Source organism: Flavobacterium sp. PLA-1-15 (assembly GCF_049060005.1).
Classification (GTDB): domain Bacteria; phylum Bacteroidota; class Bacteroidia; order Flavobacteriales; family Flavobacteriaceae; genus Flavobacterium.
Genome location: NZ_JBMGQS010000012.1, coordinates 75,568 through 94,634, shown reverse-complemented (window position 1 = coordinate 94,634; position 19,067 = coordinate 75,568). Strand labels below are relative to the sequence as shown.

Genomic DNA, 19,067 nt, shown 5'->3' with positions numbered 1-19,067 from the left:
CGGAAAACCTGAATTGCTTTCTACTTATGCTTACATCTACCAAGCTTTGGGAATCACTTCGAATGAGGAGGATGAGTTTAGGAAGCAACCACTTGTATTGTAACACAGATTTCACAAATTTTCACAGATATTATTGAATCTTGAAACTGATTTGTAAATGATAACTTTAATCGCCAAACAATGGAAGAATTTTATCTAAAAGAAGAAACCTACAAAATAATTGGTTTGTGTATGGAAGTACACAAAATTCTTGGAAAAGGTCACAGTGAAAATGTATATGCCGATGCTTTGGAATATGAATTTAAACGCAATTATGTTCCTTACGAAAGAGAAAAAAAATATAATATTGAATACAAAGATATTATTCTGCCGAGGTATTATTTTTCAGATTTTACCGTTTTTGGTACAATCATTTTAGAACTGAAAGCTATTGAAAAATTATCCAGTAGCGAAATCAAACAAACATTAAATTACCTAGCTGCTTCTAAAAATAAGATTGGTTTGTTAATCAATTTTGGCGAAGACAGTTTAAACTATAAAAGAGTAATCCTATAATAAATCTGTGATAATCTGTGAAATCTGTGTTTAAATTTATACTCAATACAATTCCCCGTCCATTGCTTATTCGGTTAAGTTATGTGATTCGCCCTGTTTTGGCTTTTGCCTTAAAGGGAAATACATTTACCGACCCAATTGACGGAAGAAGCTTCAAAAGTTTTTTACCTTACGGATACGGAACACAACGAAACAATGTGCTTTCGCCAAGTACACTTTCGTTGGAAAGACACCGTTTGTTGTGGTTGTATTTGAAAAATGAAACCGATTTCTTCACCGCTCCAAAGAAAGTGTTGCATTTTGCACCCGAACAGGCTTTTTATAAGTTATTCAGAAATCAAAAGAACTTAGATTATACCACAACCGATTTGTTTTCGCCTTTGGCAGATGTAAAAGCAGATATCTGCGATTTGCCTTTTGAGGACAATTCGTATGACATCATCCTTTGTAACCACGTTTTGGAACATATTCCAGATGATACTAAGGCAATGCAAGAGTTGCATAGAGTATTAAAGCCGGGCGGAATGGGAATCTTCCAAATCCCACAGGACCTGAACAGAGCAACCACCTTTTCAGATGATTCTATTACCGACCAGAAAGAAAGGGCTAAAATCTTCGGGCAATACGATCACGTTCGTATTTATGGAAGAGATTATTTTGACAAGCTAAGAAGTATAGGATTTACCGTAATTGAGGAAGATTATACCAAAAAAATCACACCTGAATTGGTAGAAAAATATTGCCTGGCTAAAGGCGAAATTATTCCGGTTTGCTATAAATAAAATTTTAAAATAAAAGGCTGAACCTTTTTTAAGATACTACAACAAAAAAAATCCCGACTGCATATTGCGTCGGGATTTTTTATTAGTGTTAACTACAAATAGGCTTAATTTACAACCAGTTTTTTAGTATGCTTGAAGTTATTCTCTGTAGTAATCTCTATCATATAAATTCCTTTTGCGAGCGACGAAACATCAATGTTGGATTGTTTTGCTGAAAGATTTTTAGAAGATAGAATCACTTTTCCGAGAACATCATACAAATTGATTTGCTTCAGATTCTCGTTGGTATTTTGGGTGTTGATATATACCATTCCGTTGGAAGGGTTTGGATAAATCAAGAGGTTTCCAGATGAAAATTCAGATGTAGATAGCTGATCTTCGAAAGTAGAATTGAAAGTATTGGTAACAATCGCCGGATTGGTATCGAAATAGATTTCGGCAAAATTTGGGATGATATCACCTAAGGCGAAACCTGGCTTCAGTTTTACCTTGAAGGTTACATAGCCATTACTTTCAACTTCATGGGTTATTTGTGGAGGAAGCTGAATATTACTGAAATTCCAGATGAGTTTACTTCCGGTTCGCTCCATAGTGTAGTTGTGACTTGAACTGATCATTCGCACTGAAGTTTCGTCGAGTTTTGTATCGAGTTCGTCTTCTATTGTAACGTTGATTGCATTTGCTGTTCCGGTATTTTGGAAACGAATGGTGTATGTTAAGAAGTCCTCTTGGGTGAACGTATTGAAATCTATCGATTCTCCATGAGCTTCTATTTTGTCGTTAGGGTCGTAGGCTCCAATTACAATTTGCGAAACGGTGGCAGCATTGTTTAAGATGTTTATATCAGCAGTTGGAATTGTAGCTGTCACGGTATTGGTTAGCACATCATCTATGTTTACGGTTGGAATTGACGGAACCGACATATTGATGTTAAACGATCTCGTTTCCGAAGGCAATAAATCAATATAATTATAAGTAAATCCATTAGCAGTATTTACAATGCCTTCCTGCCCTACTGAAACTATGGTAACATCATTGTCTTTTGTGAAAGCAAGTGTTCCTGAAGCGGCAGTTGTTCCGGTGTTTTTGTAGATGATTTTATTGCTGTATTGAAAACCAGGTCGCGGATCTGTGAGTGGCACTATTGAAACACTCACATCGGTATAATCTTGGATTTTGTTTATTGGAAAATAATATTGTGATCCGTTCTCAAATGATACGCTGATATTATTATAATTTGTTGGCGCTGCTGCATAATAACTGCTGTATTCTTCCTCTATTTGAAATGCAAAATCATACAGATTGCTTGGATTTGAATCAAATACAGAAAATATACCCAATGGAGAATAAACATTTACTGGAACCTCTTCATTTTTTTTGGAAGTAAATGATCCGTAGGTGAAATTTGTTTCATTTGGATCTTTTAGGCCATTGACATTTTCATCTACAAAAGCAATCAGTTTTATACTGGCTCCACAGATTGTAGATCCTGCACCTTCTGTATTTGAATTTGTTTGTGTTAATCTTATATAACCCGTTTGCTGGCTGAAATTTGTAAGCATGACAATATAATATTCTCCTGCAACCGCATTCTGAATAGTTAATGTTTCAGTATAACTCGCATCATTACTGCAATCTACTATATTTCCATAAGGGTAAAAAATTGAATTCTGTGTGTTATTTGGGCACAGTGGACAATCGGTAAATGAAATCGCCTCACAGTTATCTGGACTTGTAAAAGGTCCCCAAGCCACAAAATCTATATCTCTATTGATGCCTACTGGATTTCCATTTTGATCAAAATTGCTGTTCTGCAATATATTGAAGACCAGTTTTCCTGATTGCGCAACTTGAAAAGTAAAATATGTAGGATTTGCGCTTGTATTTAAGCATGCAACAGCGCTAGTAGACGGAATTCCAGTTGTATTCTCGATTATATAGGGAGCTTGCTGAGAAGAATTGCAAAAAACAGTTGGGTTTTCGCAACTTGAAATAGACTTAACGCAAATACCGAAGAAGCCTGTTTGCGTGGCGGATTCAGCAGTCCAAACTCGGATATAATAAGTTTGCCCAATAGCGTAGTCTTGATAAATGGTTGGTTGCATATTTTGAAAAGAACAAGTCACCAGAGTCAAACTATTTGGGGTTCCTGAATATACAGCACTAAGGACAGATGATGATGTACCTGCTAAACCCACAATAGAAACAACATGCTTTTGAGAAGTTGCAACAAAACTAAACCAAACATCATCATTTGCTGTCCCTCCACAAACATTAGATAAATTTGATGCTGTTGCTCCATTAATTGTCCCATAAGTAACATTACTACATTCGCTGTTGCTGTTGACTACTATTGGTGTTGCTGTACTTGGTTCATCATTTGTTGCCGTGACAATTTGAGGACTTGTAATCTCTATGTTGAAAGTGATGTTTAATTCTGACAAACTCCCGTATTTAAAAACTCTAACATAATAGGTTTGGCCTGCCGTTAAACCTGAGGCAACACTATTTAAACCAATATTACAGTATAGCTGGCTCATACTCTGGCAATCACTTCCTGTTAGCAGAACATGTCCTAGTTGAACATTATTACTAGTATCTGTAAATCGTATAACATGAATCGGTTGGATTGCTACAAACTTAAACCAAACATCAGTATAAACAAGACTGTTACAAGTTATGGATGGCAAAGAAGCCGTAGATCCATTTGTTTTTACATTTAATGATGTAATTGCTTCAATTCCTGTATTTACGGGTATATCTATGGCATTTATACATTCGTCATTGCTTATTATTGTTGTAAATAGGATAGATTGCAGAAACGTCCAAGCACTAGTATCTGTATCTGAACATATTGATCTAACGTAAAAAGTATATCTTGTTGTAGGTTCCAAATCCGTTACAGTAAATGTACTTGAACCAATAGTCGTTAGATAATAGTTAGGAATTCCAGTATTTAAAGGTGTATAATTAACAGGCGGAGGCGAACCATCTGGAGCCAAATAGATTTCCCATTGGGAGGCGGTACCATTTTCTGTCCATGATAGTTGTGCACCGGTAGCGGTTACAAAATTTGCCTGCAAAGTTGTAGGCGGTATGCATGTAGGCGCTGTACAGTTTCCTAATGTAGCATCTGAATAGAGGATTGTCAATGGGCTACCCGAAGAAGGAAGTTTTGTATATACAATTTCTTGATATGGATTTACAATGTCCAATCCTATAAGGTCTGGAGAATTTCCTGATTGGCTCCAATAGACATCAAAAGGAACGTTATCACATAATGCTACTGCTATTCCTTGAGGACCACTAAAACTAGCTCCTATCGTGGCTACCACGACACCATTTTGACGAATAAGCATTCTAGCACCATTCCAATTTGTTGCTACAGAGTTTTTCATTACAAATCTATATACGCACTTATCCTGCTCATTACATGTAAGTGTATTAAAAATGAATGGTCCTGACCAAACACTTTTTTCTTCGCAAATGGATCTAACATAAAAATAATAAATGGTTGAAGGATTTAAATTTTCAACAAGTAATGATGGTGCTGTAACGCCTGGAAAATACTTATCTTCTGGATTAACTGTAGGGTTTTCAGTTGGTGCTTGAGGTGCTTCTCCCTCTGGGCCTGCTGCTAAAAGTAAGACATCCCATTCGGTTGAAGTAGACGCTTCAGTCCAAACCAATGTAGCGCTAGTTGTGGTAACAGACTGTTGATTTACAGATAAATTCACTGGTCGTGGACAGATTTCTCGTGTAGTAAATGTTGCAACTGGAGATAATTCGGCTGTGGGACAGACTACTCTTACATATACATCATAGCTTGTGTAACTTAACAAACCATTTGCTATTACATAAGAAAAAGGTGCTGAAGGTCCATTTACTCCAGTATACGTTGGAATTGATGAAGATGTCGGGGTTGGTGCTCCACTTGGCAGAACAAAAATTTCATATTGCATATTTTCTGTTCCAGGAGCGATCCAATTTATGGTTGCTCCCACTGTTGTGATCTCTGTTGCATTTACAGCAGTTGGTGGAACACTGCACAAAGGAGTCGTACAATTTAATATCCCAGAGTATACCACTTCTCCAGAACCGCTCACTCCTGCTGGTTTGGTAAATATTGTTTGTCCGAAAGAATTAACAATTGAAAGCACGCATTGCTGTGGCTGAAATCCAGCTGTAAGCCAAAAAACATCAAACGGAACATCGTTGCACAATGAATAAGTTACATCAACTGGTCCTGCACCAGAAGCATAGTTTCCTCCAATTGTTGTGCTTCCTGCATTGCTTACCTGCACAATGCCATTTTGCCTTATCTGCATTCGCGCCCCATTCCAACCATTATTGGCCGAGTCAGTCATTCTGAAAGTAAAGTCGCATTTGTTTTGGGGTTCACAAATAAGTGTATTGAAAACCACTGGTCCTACCCAAGCACTATATCCCCCTTCAGAGCAAACTGATCTTACCCAAAATTGGTAAGGATGAGCAGGTTGCAGATCATTTATTACGATTCCTGGAACACCATCAGTATCAACGTAGTTCCCATTTCCTTGTGGAATCGAATCTCCAACCTCTTGTACAGCTATTTCCCAAGAAGTTGCCGATCCGTTTTCGAACCAAAAAAATGTTCCACCATCAAATGTGGCAAAAGATTGATTGAAAGAAGGACTAACAGGTTTAGGGCAATCATCGTATTGAATCACTAGATTGTATCCATAGGATTGTGTTACATCATTTGATGAAAGTACTATATAATAATCTTCTTCAGCAACTACAGGAAACTGATTTATGGTTCTAACATTAGTACCCAAATTTGCAGTTCCTGCAAGACAATTCACACCAATATCTGAACATTCTGCATAAATAAAAACAGATGATCTTGTTGCGCTTGGAGTCATATTGACGTTTATAAAACCTGTATGAGTTGCTGTATATCTATATATCACATCATTACCCGAAATAAAACTCAAAGAAGAATTTACTCCACAAGATGTCCCCTGAGATCCAATTATTGTGTTGCCATAATTACCGGTATCATCGATATGTTGGTAGGGCAAACTTGTGATTTCAATGGGTTCATCACAAGTAAAGCCAACTTGAGCCATTGAGGAAGTAATCGATAAGAGTATAAATACTTGTATAAAAGAAAGTAATAGTTTTTTCATATTTAGGTTTTGGTTCCCAAATATACATTGATTTTAAAACAATTAACTTAAAATAGTAAGATTTTTTCTAAAGTATTGAATTTGCTACAATAAACCCACTCGTCCACGCATTCTGAAAATTAAAGCCTCCTGTGATGGCATCAATGTTTACAATCTCTCCAGCAAGAAACAAGTTTTGATGGATCTTGCTTTCCATAGTTTTGAAGTTGATTTCCTTTAAATCGATTCCACCAGCTGTTACAAATTCTTCCTTGAAAGTACTTTTTCCATTCACTTGAAATTGTCCGTTTGTTAATTGATTGGATAGATTTTGCAATTGGTTTTTGGACAAATCGGCCCATTTTGTTTCGTCTGAAATTCCGGAAGCCAAAACCAGACTTTCCCACAAACGATTCGGGAATTCAAAAGGCGATTTTTTGGAGACTGTTTTCTTGGAATGTTCTTGCTTTAATTCTTTTAAGATTTTTTCTGCATCTTCAGCATCGACATCATTCAGCCAGTTTACAAAAATCGTGAATTGATAGTTTTTGTCGAATAAAATTCGAGCTCCCCAAGCGGATAATTTCAAAATAGCCGGTCCGCTCATTCCCCAATGCGTGACCAATAAAGGTCCGGTTGAAGTCAGTTTTGTGTCTTTTACTTTTACCGAAACTAGTGCGGAAACACCTGGCAATTCTTTAATTCTTGGATCTTTTATATTGAAGGTAAATAAAGAAGGTACGGGCGAAACAATGGAATGTCCGAACTCTTGAAGCGTTTCCCACATTTTTGGATTGCTTCCTGTAGCCAAGACCAATTTCTCACAGATATATTGTTCGTTTTGGGTTTCGATTTTCCAGAAGTTTCCATCGGAAGTTTCCGATTTATAAATCGATTGCACGCTTTGTCCCGTCAAGACTTGGATTCCGAGTTTTTTGGTGGCGGTTGTGAAACAATCAATAATGGTTTGTGATGAATTCGAAACTGGAAACATCCGTCCGTCGTCTTCAATTTTTAATTCAACGCCATGTTTTTCAAACCATTCGATTGTGTCGCCCGAACAAAATTGATGAAACGGACCACGTAATTCCTTTTCGCCACGAGGATAATATTTGACCAATTCATTCGGTTCAAAGCAAGCGTGGGTAACGTTGCATCTTCCTCCTCCTGAAATTCTGACTTTCGTCAAAACTTCTTTGCCTCGTTCTAAGATGGCTATTTTTAATTTTGGATGTTTCTCCGCAATATTTATTGCTGTAAAAAAACCTCCGGCACCTCCGCCTACAATGATTATGTCGAAATTCTGGCTCATATTCTTTCGGGGAAATCGGTGATAATTCCGTTTACGTTATAGTTCTTAATTCGTTCGATGTCTTCGGTTTCGTTTACTGTCCACGTATAGACCTTGAAACCCTGTTCTTGTGCTTTTTGAACATTGTGTTCGGTCAAAAGACTGAAATGCGGATGGATGGCTTTCGCCGAAAAAGCATTCGCCCATTCCAAAGCTTGCGTAACGCTGGCTTGCGACAAAACACCCAAATGTATTCTTGGATTGATGGTAAACATCATTTCAAGTTCTTCTCTCTGAAAACTCGACACGATAAAATCATCATAGGAATATTCTTTTTCAAGGATGAATTTTTCAATGAGATGCGAAACTGGTTTTGCCGTATGCCTACCTTTCAATTCAATGTTGATGAGACATTTTGTCCCGACCAAATCTAAAACCTCTTCCAAAGTTGGAACTTCAGTTTCATTATTTATTTTCAATGATTTTATTTCCGAAAGCGATAATTCTGAAACAGCTCCAGAACCGTTTGTGGTTCTATCCACCGTGAAATCGTGGATGACAATCAATTCTCCCGTTTTACAAACGTGAACATCGAGCTCGATTCCGTCGGCATTTAAATACAATGCTTTTTGGAAAGAGGGAAGCGTGTTTTCGGGTTCGTGCCCTTTTGCTCCGCGATGTCCGATATTAAGTATTTTTTTCAAGAGGGAGAATTTTTTGTAAAATTACATTTTATTTTTTTGCCACAGATTATATGATTTGCACTGATTTTTGACAAAGATTGGAACAAAGATTAAAAGGAGCCTAAAGATTGTTTTTCTAACCCCGATTGAAATGGAAATCCTTTTTGTTCCGGGGTTCGGAACAAAAAGATTGTAATGGAAAGCGGGAACATGGATGAAAGAATGCTATTTGTTTTGTTACTAAATATAAAAGCACAAACCGTGAAGATTTGTGCTTACTTTTTTTGAACCATTAGAAATTAAGGTTCATTAAGCTTTGCCTTAATTTTTCTTGATTTCTTGGTGGTGTGTTATTTATTAATTCGTCAAAACCCAATATTGCCAAGGCTTGAAATTGTGTTTTTGGTCTTTGGCCAAAGTCACTTTTTCGCCCGTCATATAATTGGTGAAAGTACCGTCGACTGGTGCGGTAAATTCTTGGTCTTTCTTCGATAAATTCCCAATATAAACTACTTTTTTACCTCCTTTTTCTCTTTCGAAAGCGAAGATGTTTGCATCTGCCGAAGTGGCCAAACGTTTGTATGAAGCCGGATTTTTACCTCCGTTTAAAGCTTCGTTGTTGTTCTTTAAAGCGCCTAATTTTTCGTAAATCGGGAACATTTTTGCCTTTGTTTTTGGGATGGAATCTTTTTCGAAGAATTTCAATCTTCGTTTCAAATCGTATTCCTGACCCGTGTAAATCAACGGCATTCCAGGCATAACGTAGGTCAAAGCCGTGAAAGCCTCCACGCCGTCGCCCATTCTTTCGTACTCGGTTCCGTTCCAGGAATTCTCGTCGTGGTTGGTGATAAAATTCATAAAGAAATCGTTTTTTTCGTATTCTTTAGAAATTTTCTCAAGAACTGCATCCAAATCTTTGACGGTTTTTGTGCCTTTGCTGATGTCGTTCATCACGTGGTGTGCTTCCCAACCGTAGCCCATATCAAAAAGTCCGTCTTTCAAAAGATAGTTTTTGTTGGATTCCATCAACATGAAAACCGGCTTCACTTTTTTCAACGCCGGTATGGCATTTTGCCAGAAAGTTGCAGGAACATTATCAGCCACATCGCAACGGAAACCGTCGATGTTTTCTTCTTTTACCCAATACAACATTTCGTTTTTCATGGCTTCGTTTAGCTCTTTGCTGGCATAATTTAAATGCGCAACGTCTGTCCAGCCCCACGATTTTCCAGTTTCTGGATTTAATGGGTCGGTTACTTCGCCTTTTGCATTTTTGTGGTAGTATTCTGGGTGTTCTGTAATCCATTTGTGGTCCCAACCGGTGTGGTTCGCCACCCAGTCAAGGATTACGTACATTCCATTTTCGTGGGCAGTTTTTACCAAATTTCTAAAATCTTCCTTGGTTCCTAAATCTGGATTAATTGCCGTGTAATCGGAAATGGCGTAATAGCTTCCGAGGTATTTTGCTTTTTCTTTTGGGTCTTTGATTTCGGAAACCAATCGTCCATCCGTCGTTTTTCTATTTTTCATAGAAATCGGGTAAATCGGCATCAGCCAGATTACTTTTACGCCTAATTTTTTCAATTCCGGAATGTCTTTTGTGAACGCATTGAACGTTCCTTCCGGAGAATAGTGACGGATGTTTGCTTCGTAAATTACGGCGTTTTCAGCGGTTGCATCTGAAACGGGAGCGATTATTTCTGTTGTTGCTAGCGTTTTTTCTACCGTTTTTTTATCGTCTTTACAGGAGATAAAAGCGGTTAACACTAGAGCTAATAAGATTGTTTTTTTCATAAATATTTTTTAGTCTCGCAAAGTCGCAGAGACGCAAATTTTTCTATCTTTATGTTAAGAATTAGCTTTGCGACTTCGCGTCTTTGCGAGATGTTTTTATAGATTATTCACTATTCTTTTAATTCCATCTTTAATTAAAGGTTCGTTGAAGTTGATTAACAAACCTAACTTCAATCCTGTAATTTTTAAATAAGTCAAAACTTGTTTTGGATGAACTTGAGCTATTTCTGAAACGGATTTGATCTCTAAAATTACTTTTTCCTCTATAATCAAATCAGCTCTGAAACCAATATCCATTTTTACATCTTCCCAAATTACGGGCAAAGGCTTTTGTCTTTCCACTTTCAATCCCATTTCTGTTAGTTCATAACATAGGATGGTTTCGTAGACACTTTCTAAAAGTCCAGGACCTAATTGGGTATGTATTTTATAACAGGTATTTACTATAATTCTGGATAGGTCATTTTCAGTCATTTTGTTTGGCGGTTAAGTTAGTAGGTCGATTTTGTCTCGCAAAGACGCGGAGACGCAAAGCTAATTTAATAAAAAATGTAAAACTTTGCGTCTTAGCGCCTTTGCGAGCTATTATTTCAATTTAACAATTTATTCTCGCAAAGACGCGGAGACGCAAAGCTAATTTAATAAAAAATGTAAAACTTTGCGTCTTAGCACCTTTGCGAGAGTCATTTTAAAAATTTTTTGCGAGCTATTATTTCAATTCTAAAACCAAAACCGATTTCCCTTCCAAAGAAATTTCGTTTGAAACATCAATTGTTTTTCCAGAAAGTACATCTTTCCCAGATTTGAAATTTTTAATATTTTCTTGAAAACGATTTGTTTTGATGGTTTTCGATTCCGCGGAATTGTTCATCACGACCATCACAGTTTCCTTATCATCGTATCGGAAATATACATAAACATTATGCTCCGGAATGTAATGCGTCATTTTTCCGAAGTGAACGACGTTTTTATTTTTTCGCCATTGGAATAATTTTGAAGTCACGTCGAAGAATTTATTCTGCTCTTCGGTTCTTCCTGATTTTGTGAAAGCGTTGTTTTTATCGCCTTCCCATCCTCCTGGAAAATCTTGACGAATATCGGCATCGCCTTTTCCTTTATCTCCTGCCATTCCGATTTCGGAACCATAATACAACTGTGGAATTCCTCGAACTGTGGCCAACAAAGCCATTGCCATCGTGTATTTCTTGATGTCGTTTTTATAGTTTTGGTTGAAACGTCCCGTGTCGTGGTTTTCGGCAAAAATCAAAAGGTTGTTGACGTTTGGATAAAGGAAATCATTGGTGAAATTGTCGTACACTTTAATCATTCCGTCGTTCCAACTGTCTTTGTCTTCGTTGAAAACGTTTCCAAAAGCATCGTGCAACGTAAAATCCATCACACTCGGGCAATACGAATTATAGCTTTGAATTTCTGCAATCTTGCTGTCTTTTTGCCAGTATGACATTTGAGCTTGGTCGTGCATCCACACTTCTCCAACGATATTGAAATACGGATATTCGTCGGTAATTGCCTTTGTCCATTTTGCGATTCCAACTTTGTCGTTGTATGAATAGGTATCGACTCTGAATCCATCCAAATCAGCATATTCAATCCACCAAATGGCGTTTTGGGTGATGTAATTCAACACCAAAGGATTCGATTGGTTCAAATCAGGCATCGACGGAACGAACCAACCGTCCATACAATATTTTGCATCAATTGCGGAAGCATTTGGGTCGAATTGCGTAGTCATTCTGTAGTTTGATTGTGCGTATCCTGGAAATTGATGAAACCAATCGTAACTCGGTAAATCTTTAAACATCCAATGTTCAGCACCCCAATGGTTGGTCACGTAATCTTTGATTAATTTCATACCGCGTTTTTTCATTTCGGCTGAAAGCTTCAAATATTCTTCGTTGGTCCCGTAACGTGGGTCGATTTTGTAAAGGTCGGATTGTCCGTAACCGTGGTACGAATAGCCTTTGTCGTTATCCTCGCAAAGTGGCGTACTCCAAAGTGCGGTAACACCCAATTCGTCCAAATAATCTAAGTTTTTAATGATTCCCGCAATGTCTCCACCGTGTCGTCCTCCAGGCAAACTTCTATTGGCTTTTTCGGTTGTGGCTAGATTACTGTCATTATTCGGATTTCCATTTGCAAAACGATCTGGCATAATCAGATACATCATATCGGATGAATCATAACTTTTGCGTTCAGCGGAATTGGCACGTCTTTGTTTTAGGGAATAATTTTTAGTAAAAGCTATTTTGTTTTTGTTCTTGAAAGAGAAAACAAAATCAGAAGCAGGAAGATTTTTTGTGTCAATCGTGATGAAAATGTAGTTAGGATTTTCAGTTTTGACTACGTTCTTAATCACCACATTATTTGAAACCGAAGCTTCGTATTGCGCGATATTTTTTCCGTAGAACATAATTTGAAGTTCTGGATTGTGCATTCCTGCATACCAGAAAGGCGGTTCTACTTTATCGATTTGGGCAAAAGCTGAAAAAGAAATAAGTAGGAGTAGAAGGAAGTTGTGTTTTATATGCTTCATATTTTAAACATTAAGGAGTTAAGTTTTTTCATTAAGGAGATTAAGGCATAAGATTTTTAAAATATTCATTGACTAAAGGTCGGACACTTTTGGTTATATTGTCGGTATAGAAATTTATCAGTAAACCTTGAGGTTTTTCTAATAAACTCATATACGTCAAAAGTTGTGCTTCGTGAACTGGAAGTAAATTTTCCACCGATTTAACTTCAATAATAATTAAATCATTGACAATCAAATCCAGTCTCAATTCTGTTGAAATCAAAATGTCTCGATATTTAAGTTGAACTGTTCTTTGTGATTCAACATGATATCCATTAAAAAGGAGTTCTTCGCGTAAGCACTTTTCATAGACTGATTCTAACAACCCCGGTCCAAGAGCCTTATGAACCGTAATTGCACAACCGACAATTTCGTAACTTAATTGCGTTATTTCCTTCTTTGTCATAGTCTTTGTTTTTAACATTAAGAAGCTAAAGTTCTGCATTTAAAGAATTAAGGTTTTTTCATAAAAAGTAACCATAATTATTAATTACCTTAATGGAAGAATCTTAACTTCTTAATGTTGAAAATTCTAAACCGTTACCAAAGTATTTGGCTCCACCAAAACAGCTTTCCCGTTTACAAAAACAGTAAGCTCTTTGCTACCTTCCAAGTTGAATTTGGTTTCGTTTGCTTCTACAGAAACTTGCAAAATTTGGTTTCTGAAATTGATTTTGAATGAATAGCCTTCCCATTGTTCCGGGATTCTTGGTTCAAAATGCAACGCGTCATCTTTCACACGCATTCCTCCAAAACCTTCAACGATACTCATCCAAGTTCCAGCCATTGAGGTGATGTGACAACCTTCTTCCACTTCCTTATTATAATCATCCAAATCCAGACGAGAAGTTCTCAAATAGAAAGTATAAGCCTGTTCCATTCTGCCCAAACCTGCCGCTTGAATCGAGTGAACACAAGGCGAAAGCGATGATTCATGAACTGTAAAAGGTTCGTAAAAATCAAAATGCTTTTCCAATTGCTCTTTCGAAAAATGGTCTTCAAAGAAATAAAATCCTTGCAGAACATCAGCCTGCTTGATATAAGGCGAACGAAGAATTCTGTCCCAAGACCATTTTTGGTTGATTGGTCTTTGGCTTCTGTCCAAATCGTGGACTTTCACCAATTCCTTATCTAAGAAACCATCTTGTTGCAAATACACATCGTGTTCTTCCGAAAAGGGAAGATACATTTTGTCAGCAACTTTCTTCCATTGTGCCATTTCCCCTTTGTCCAAATTTACTTTAGACATGATTCTAGAATGGTCAGAAGCATATTCTTTTTCTACTTTTTCAATTTGTTCCAAAGTGTAATCGATACACCACTTTGCCAAATAATTCGTGTAGAAATTATTATTTACGTTGTTTTCATATTCGTTTGGACCCGTAACGCCAAGAATTACGAATTGGTCTTTATTGGTAGAATAAGTCGCTCTTTGGTGCCAAAAACGGGCAATGGCAATCAAAACTTCCAAACCTTTTTCGGGAATATAACTGTAATCGCCTGTGAAACGGAAATAATTGAAAATCGCAAAAGCAATAGCGCCATTTCTGTGGATTTCTTCAAAAGTAATTTCCCATTCGTTATGGCATTCTTCACCGTTCATCGTTACCATCGGATACAAAGCGGCACCATTTGTAAAACCTAGTTTTCCAGCGTTTTCAATGGCTTTGTCCAATTGATTGTAACGATAGGTCAACAGATTTCTCGCCACTTGCTGGTCTTTTGTCGCCATGTAAAACGGAATGCAATACGCTTCGGTATCCCAATAAGTCGAGCCTCCGTATTTTTCTCCAGTGAAACCTTTTGGACCAATATTCAAACGAGAATCCTTACCCAGATACGTCTGGTTCAATTGAAAAATATTAAAACGGATTCCTTGTTGTGCTTTTACATCGCCATTGATAGTAATATCGGACATTTCCCAGATTTTCGACCAAGCCAGTTTTTGGTTTTCCAATAGATTTGCGTAACCTATTTTCAGACCTTCTGCAATTACCTTTTGAGCTGCAGTTTGTGTATTTTCGTGGTTTAAAGAAACTGTGTAGCCTCCCAGTTTTTGGAAAGAAACTGTTTCGTTATTTCCAACTTTTACTTCGTAAGAAAACTGAATTTTATCTGCTGTTTTTTGAATTTCAGTAGGATTTTGACTTACTGAATTTCCATTCAACAAAATCGCATTCTGCATAAAAGTCGTTGCCGTAAAATGGGTCTTGAACGTTCTTGCCGTTACAAAAGCTTCATTTTCTGAATGTTTTACTTCAAGCGGTTCCCAGAATTTTTCTTCCCAGTTGGCATCTTCGTTGTGAACTCCGGCGTCAACATAGGGTTTGAAAACAATATTTGCCTCTCCGTTTAAAGGTGTGATTTCATAATTAATAACTCCCAATTCGTCATTATCCAACGAAAGGAAACGTGTAATTTTAGCGGAAATTTCCACACCATTTTGTAAAACAGCTTCAAAAGAACGGTAGTAAACACCTTCTTTCATGTTCAATTCACGCTTGAAATTCGAAACTGATTTGCATTTGGCCAAATCAAAATTTTCTCTGTTGATTTCAATTTCGATTCCAATCCAATTTGGAGCGTTCAATACTTTTGCAAAATATTCCGGATAGCCGTTTTTCCACCAGCCTACTTTTGTCTTGTCTGGATAATAGATTCCGGCGATGTAACTTCCTTGGAAGGTTTCGCCTGAATAATTTTCTTCAAAATTGGCACGTTGTCCCATTGCACCATTTCCGATGCTGAACAAACTTTCGGACGATTTGACCCTTTCGGCATCAAATCCTTCTTCTATGATGGACCAATTATCTGGTTTGATATAATCTTGATTCATTGTGTTTTTTGTTTAAAAGTTTAATGTTTAAAGTAAAAAGAGTTTGATTAAGTTCTTAAACTTGAAACCTTCAACAGTGATTTATTTGATTAATGATTTGATAAATTGTTCCTCTATATGGGTGAAATCTGGGAAGATGAATTTTGCTTCGTGCAAGATTTTTGCATCGCCTATTCCAATGCTTGTCATACTGGCGATATTTGCAGCTTGAACGCCTGCAACAGAATCTTCAAAAACAATGGCGTCTTCAGGATCAGTATTCAAAAGCTGTGCAGCTCGAAGAAAAACTTCCGGATCTGGCTTTGCATTGGTAACATCATTTCCATCCACAATGGCATCGAAATAGCTGATGATTCCAGTCTTTTCTAAAATTGGCCTAGCATTTTTACTTGCAGAACCTAAAGCAATCCTTTGATTATTTTCTTTTAAAAACTTTAAGACAGGAACAACGCCACTTAAAATTTCACTTTCGTCCATATCGACTAAATACGACAAATAGTCTTCATTTTTTTGAACCAACCATTTGTCTTTGTTTTCCTGACTTGCTTCGATTTTTCCTAGTTCAAGGATTAGATCCAATGAGCGAACTCGGCTAACGCCTTTTAATTCCTCGTTGTGTTCTGGTGTAAATTCGATTCCGAGTTGGTTCGCAATCTTCTGCCAAGCTAGATAATGATATTTTGCGGTGTCCACGATAACGCCGTCAAGGTCGAATATAAATGCTTTTGTTTTCAAAATTTAAATTTTAATTGTGTCGTCTTCATCTTTTACTCTCGAAACAAACAATGCAGCAATTAAAAAGGCAACACCGCTCGCAACAATGGCGTAGATTGGATTTCCACCATAAACATATTTAACGATTGGACCGCCGATGATGGCGTTGATGATTTGTGGGATTACGATGAAGAAATTAAAAATCCCCATGTAAACTCCCATTTTTTTCGCAGGAATCGAACCTGAAAGGATTGCATAAGGCATAGCCAAAATACTTGCCCAAGCGATTCCTACGCCTACCATTGACAAAATCAACCAATTTGGTGATGGTGCAAAATAGACCGAAATCAATCCGATACCTCCGACGATTAATGAAAAAGTGTGTGTAGATTTTCTTCCGATTTTCTTAGCGATGTAAGGTAAGAAGAAGGCAAAAATGGCAGAAATAGCGTTGTAAACTCCGAAGATAATTCCGACCCAGTCACCCGCTTCTTGATACGTTTTACTGCTTGTGTCTTCCAACGGAAGATTGTAAACGTGGTGCGCTATTGCTGGAGTTGCAAAAACCCACATTCCGAATAGTGCAAACCAAGAGAAGAATTGTACCCAACCTAATTGTTTCATAGTAGTGGGCATGTTCTTGAAATCCGCAAAAATGTTCATCAGACTTGAACTTTCCTCCTCGTGAACAATTCCCTTAGCTTTATCAAATGCTTCTAGTTCAGCCGGAGAATATTCTTTTGTCGTTGAAACCGTCCAAAGAACAGCACCAATCAAAACAGCCGCACCAATAATAAACGACAAAATTAAATGATAGGGAACTTCGCCGGGAAGTGCTTCATTTGAAATCCCGAACCAATTGCTCAAGGCATAAGGAAGCCATGAACCGATAACCGCACCCAAACCAATCATAATAGTTTGAACGCTGAAACCTAAAGTTCGCTGATCTGAAGGAAGCAAATCGGCGACCAAAGCACGGAATGGTTCCATGGCAATGTTGAACGATGCATCCATAATCATCAGCATTCCAGCTCCAACCCAAAGCGCAGGCATAAAAGCCGTTAACGCGGCAGACAGAGGCATGAAAATTAATCCAAATGCCGCTAAAACTGATCCGATTAAAAAGTAGGGTTTTCTTCTTCCGAAGCGTGTCCAAGTCCTGTCGCTATAATGTCCAATGATTGGTTGGACAATTAATCCTGTTAAGGGAGCAACGATCCAAAACCACGATAAACTGTGTACGTCGGCACCGAAGATTTGCAGAATTCTACTGGCATTTGCATTTTGCAAGGCAAATCCCATTTGTATCCCTAAATATCCGAAACTCATGTTGCAGATATCATAGAGACTTAATTTACGCTTTTCCATTATCGTAATGAATTGATTATTTACGATAAGCGATAGTGCTTATCAAAACTTTATTTTGTTTTCGAAGTAAAATTATAAGCCTTGATAATCGGTGTAAATATAGGTAAAGAATTGAGAAATTAGAAGTTAGAAATTATAAATCATAAAAATTAACATTTCAAAATTGACCAACACAACAACACAAACAATTGAAAAACAAATAATTACAAAAAACTACAACGTTGGCGTAGATTCTCTAATTACCAAATGTGTTTCAATAACTTCTGTCTTGTAATGTTCCTCTTCCTCCTCTTCAGATTCCAATCTCTCGATGAGCATCTTGGCGGCCTTTCCTCCCATTTTCATTCCGTTTTGACTCACCGTTGTAATACTCGGTGAAGAATATTTGGAGATGATTCCGTCCGTGAATCCAATAATCGCTAAATCCTCAGGAACCTTTATTCCGATATTTTTAGCCGCTTTGATAGCGGTAACGGCAAAAAGTTCGTTGACAGCAAAAACCGCATCAATTTCATTATTGGAAATCAAGTTTTCAATTTGATCGGAACAGTTGTCGATGTCTTCAATTCGTATAATTAGATTTTCGTCTACCTTAATATCATTTGTCTTTAAGGCTTTGATATATCCATCCGTTCTAAGTTTCCCGACACTTACATAATCCACTGTTGTAATCAATGCAATTTTCTTAAAACCTTTATCAATCAAACTCTGAACCGCTTCATAAGCCGCAAGATTATCATCAATAATAACTTTATCGCATAAGATATCATTCGTTACCCTATCAAACATAACTACAGGCATTCCTTGATTGATCACTTCGGTAATATGGTGAAAATCTTTTCGGTATTGTGTTTCTTTTGAGAGCGACATGATAAAACCGTCTATACTTCCATTGGCCAGCATTTCCATATTAATCACCTCTTTATCAAACGATTCGTCGGATAAAGTTACAATAACATTATACCCATATTCGTTGGCCACATGCTCGATACCGCTGATTACGGTTGCGAAAAAATGGTGCACAATTTCAGGAATGATAATGCCAATTGTCTTCGTTTTTTTATTTTTTAAACTGAGTGCAATCAGGTTGGGTTTATAATTGTATAATTTCGCAAAAGCCTGCACTTTTTGACGGGTATCTTCACTGATTTCCGGACTGTCTCGTAACGATTTTGAAACAGTTGAAATGGACACATCCAATTCCTTTGCAATTTGCTTTAAAGTGACTTTTCTTCTCATTCTAATTTTACTTTAAATGGTATTTTGCGAATATAGATAAATATTTTTCTATTAATCGGATT

13 protein-coding genes and 1 pseudogene are annotated in these 19,067 nt (G+C 37.2%); 3 read left to right on the top strand and 11 right to left on the bottom strand.

Translation table 11 applies throughout. The features are described from left to right. From ACI6PS_RS09170 to ACI6PS_RS09160, 3 genes and pseudogenes are all read left to right on the top strand, one after another. A pseudogene (locus ACI6PS_RS09170) lies at positions 1-103 on the top strand (type I methionyl aminopeptidase); the annotation flags it as partial. A 77-nt stretch (positions 104-180) separates the two neighbouring features. Continuing rightward, the gene (locus tag ACI6PS_RS09165; RefSeq protein ID WP_421012261.1) at positions 181-555 is read left to right on the top strand and encodes a GxxExxY protein; all 375 of its coding nucleotides are present in this window, start codon (positions 181-183) and stop codon (positions 553-555) included. Positions 556-572: 17 nt separating this feature from the next. Next, positions 573-1,337 carry a class I SAM-dependent methyltransferase gene (locus ACI6PS_RS09160; RefSeq protein WP_421012260.1) on the top strand — a complete coding sequence of 255 codons (765 nt, stop codon included), beginning with the start codon at positions 573-575 and terminating at the stop codon, positions 1,335-1,337. A 104-nt stretch (positions 1,338-1,441) separates the two neighbouring features. On the opposite strand, the gene ACI6PS_RS09155 is transcribed toward ACI6PS_RS09160, so the two are convergent. The 11 genes from ACI6PS_RS09155 to ACI6PS_RS09105 all read right to left on the bottom strand — a co-directional run bounded on the left by ACI6PS_RS09155 (position 1,442) and on the right by ACI6PS_RS09105 (position 19,005). Further along, the gene (locus tag ACI6PS_RS09155; RefSeq protein ID WP_421012259.1) at positions 1,442-6,508 is read right to left on the bottom strand and encodes a DUF7619 domain-containing protein; all 5,067 of its coding nucleotides are present in this window, start codon (positions 6,506-6,508) and stop codon (positions 1,442-1,444) included. 67 nt (positions 6,509-6,575) lie between these two features. After that, a complete protein-coding gene (locus tag ACI6PS_RS09150) occupies positions 6,576-7,799 on the bottom strand; it encodes an NAD(P)/FAD-dependent oxidoreductase (RefSeq protein WP_421012258.1) in 1,224 nt (407 codons plus the stop codon). Beyond that, positions 7,796-8,482 (bottom strand): glycerophosphodiester phosphodiesterase, encoded by a 687-nt coding sequence (locus tag ACI6PS_RS09145; protein ID WP_421012257.1) that lies wholly within the window; start codon positions 8,480-8,482, stop codon positions 7,796-7,798. Before ACI6PS_RS09145 ends, ACI6PS_RS09150 begins: the two co-directional genes overlap by 4 nt. A gap of 336 nt (positions 8,483-8,818) precedes the next feature. Next, complete coding sequence (locus tag ACI6PS_RS09140) at positions 8,819-10,255, bottom strand: alpha-amylase family glycosyl hydrolase (RefSeq protein WP_421012256.1); 1,437 nt, start codon at positions 10,253-10,255, stop codon at positions 8,819-8,821. 96 nt (positions 10,256-10,351) lie between these two features. Beyond that, a complete protein-coding gene (locus tag ACI6PS_RS09135) occupies positions 10,352-10,729 on the bottom strand; it encodes a GxxExxY protein (RefSeq protein ID WP_421012255.1) in 378 nt (125 codons plus the stop codon). 235 nt (positions 10,730-10,964) lie between these two features. After that, positions 10,965-12,809: a glycoside hydrolase family 13 protein gene (locus tag ACI6PS_RS09130; RefSeq protein WP_421012254.1), complete on the bottom strand. Its 1,845-nt coding sequence runs from the start codon at positions 12,807-12,809 to the stop codon at positions 10,965-10,967. Between the two features lie 40 nt (positions 12,810-12,849). After that, entirely contained in the window at positions 12,850-13,254 is a 405-nt protein-coding gene (locus ACI6PS_RS09125) for a GxxExxY protein (protein ID WP_421012253.1), read from the bottom strand. Between the two features lie 126 nt (positions 13,255-13,380). Beyond that, positions 13,381-15,684, bottom strand: a complete 2,304-nt coding sequence (locus ACI6PS_RS09120) for a glycoside hydrolase family 65 protein (protein ID WP_421012252.1) — start codon at positions 15,682-15,684, stop codon at positions 13,381-13,383. Between the two features lie 81 nt (positions 15,685-15,765). After that, on the bottom strand, positions 15,766-16,419 hold the full coding sequence (gene pgmB, locus ACI6PS_RS09115; RefSeq protein ID WP_421012251.1) for a beta-phosphoglucomutase: 654 nt from the start codon (positions 16,417-16,419) through the stop codon (positions 15,766-15,768). Between the two features lie 3 nt (positions 16,420-16,422). Beyond that, the gene (locus ACI6PS_RS09110; protein ID WP_421012250.1) at positions 16,423-17,766 is read right to left on the bottom strand and encodes an MFS transporter; all 1,344 of its coding nucleotides are present in this window, start codon (positions 17,764-17,766) and stop codon (positions 16,423-16,425) included. 213 nt (positions 17,767-17,979) lie between these two features. Further along, positions 17,980-19,005: a LacI family DNA-binding transcriptional regulator gene (locus ACI6PS_RS09105; RefSeq protein WP_421012249.1), complete on the bottom strand. Its 1,026-nt coding sequence runs from the start codon at positions 19,003-19,005 to the stop codon at positions 17,980-17,982. Positions 19,006-19,067: the final 62 nt, after the last annotated feature.

Excerpts from the sequence above, each read along its gene's own strand:
- ACI6PS_RS09165 (WP_421012261.1), top strand. The coding sequence starts at position 181 with ATGGAAGAATTTTATCTAAAAGAAGAAACCTACAAAATAATTGGTTTG.
- ACI6PS_RS09155 (WP_421012259.1), bottom strand. The coding sequence starts at position 6,508 with ATGAAAAAACTATTACTTTCTTTTATACAAGTATTTATACTCTTATCG.
- ACI6PS_RS09150 (WP_421012258.1), bottom strand. The coding sequence starts at position 7,799 with ATGAGCCAGAATTTCGACATAATCATTGTAGGCGGAGGTGCCGGAGGT.
- ACI6PS_RS09140 (WP_421012256.1), bottom strand. The coding sequence starts at position 10,255 with ATGAAAAAAACAATCTTATTAGCTCTAGTGTTAACCGCTTTTATCTCC.
- ACI6PS_RS09135 (WP_421012255.1), bottom strand. The coding sequence starts at position 10,729 with ATGACTGAAAATGACCTATCCAGAATTATAGTAAATACCTGTTATAAA.
- ACI6PS_RS09130 (WP_421012254.1), bottom strand. The coding sequence starts at position 12,809 with ATGAAGCATATAAAACACAACTTCCTTCTACTCCTACTTATTTCTTTT.
- ACI6PS_RS09125 (WP_421012253.1), bottom strand. The coding sequence starts at position 13,254 with ATGACAAAGAAGGAAATAACGCAATTAAGTTACGAAATTGTCGGTTGT.
- ACI6PS_RS09120 (WP_421012252.1), bottom strand. The coding sequence starts at position 15,684 with ATGAATCAAGATTATATCAAACCAGATAATTGGTCCATCATAGAAGAA.
- ACI6PS_RS09110 (WP_421012250.1), bottom strand. The coding sequence starts at position 17,766 with ATGGAAAAGCGTAAATTAAGTCTCTATGATATCTGCAACATGAGTTTC.
- ACI6PS_RS09105 (WP_421012249.1), bottom strand. The coding sequence starts at position 19,005 with ATGAGAAGAAAAGTCACTTTAAAGCAAATTGCAAAGGAATTGGATGTG.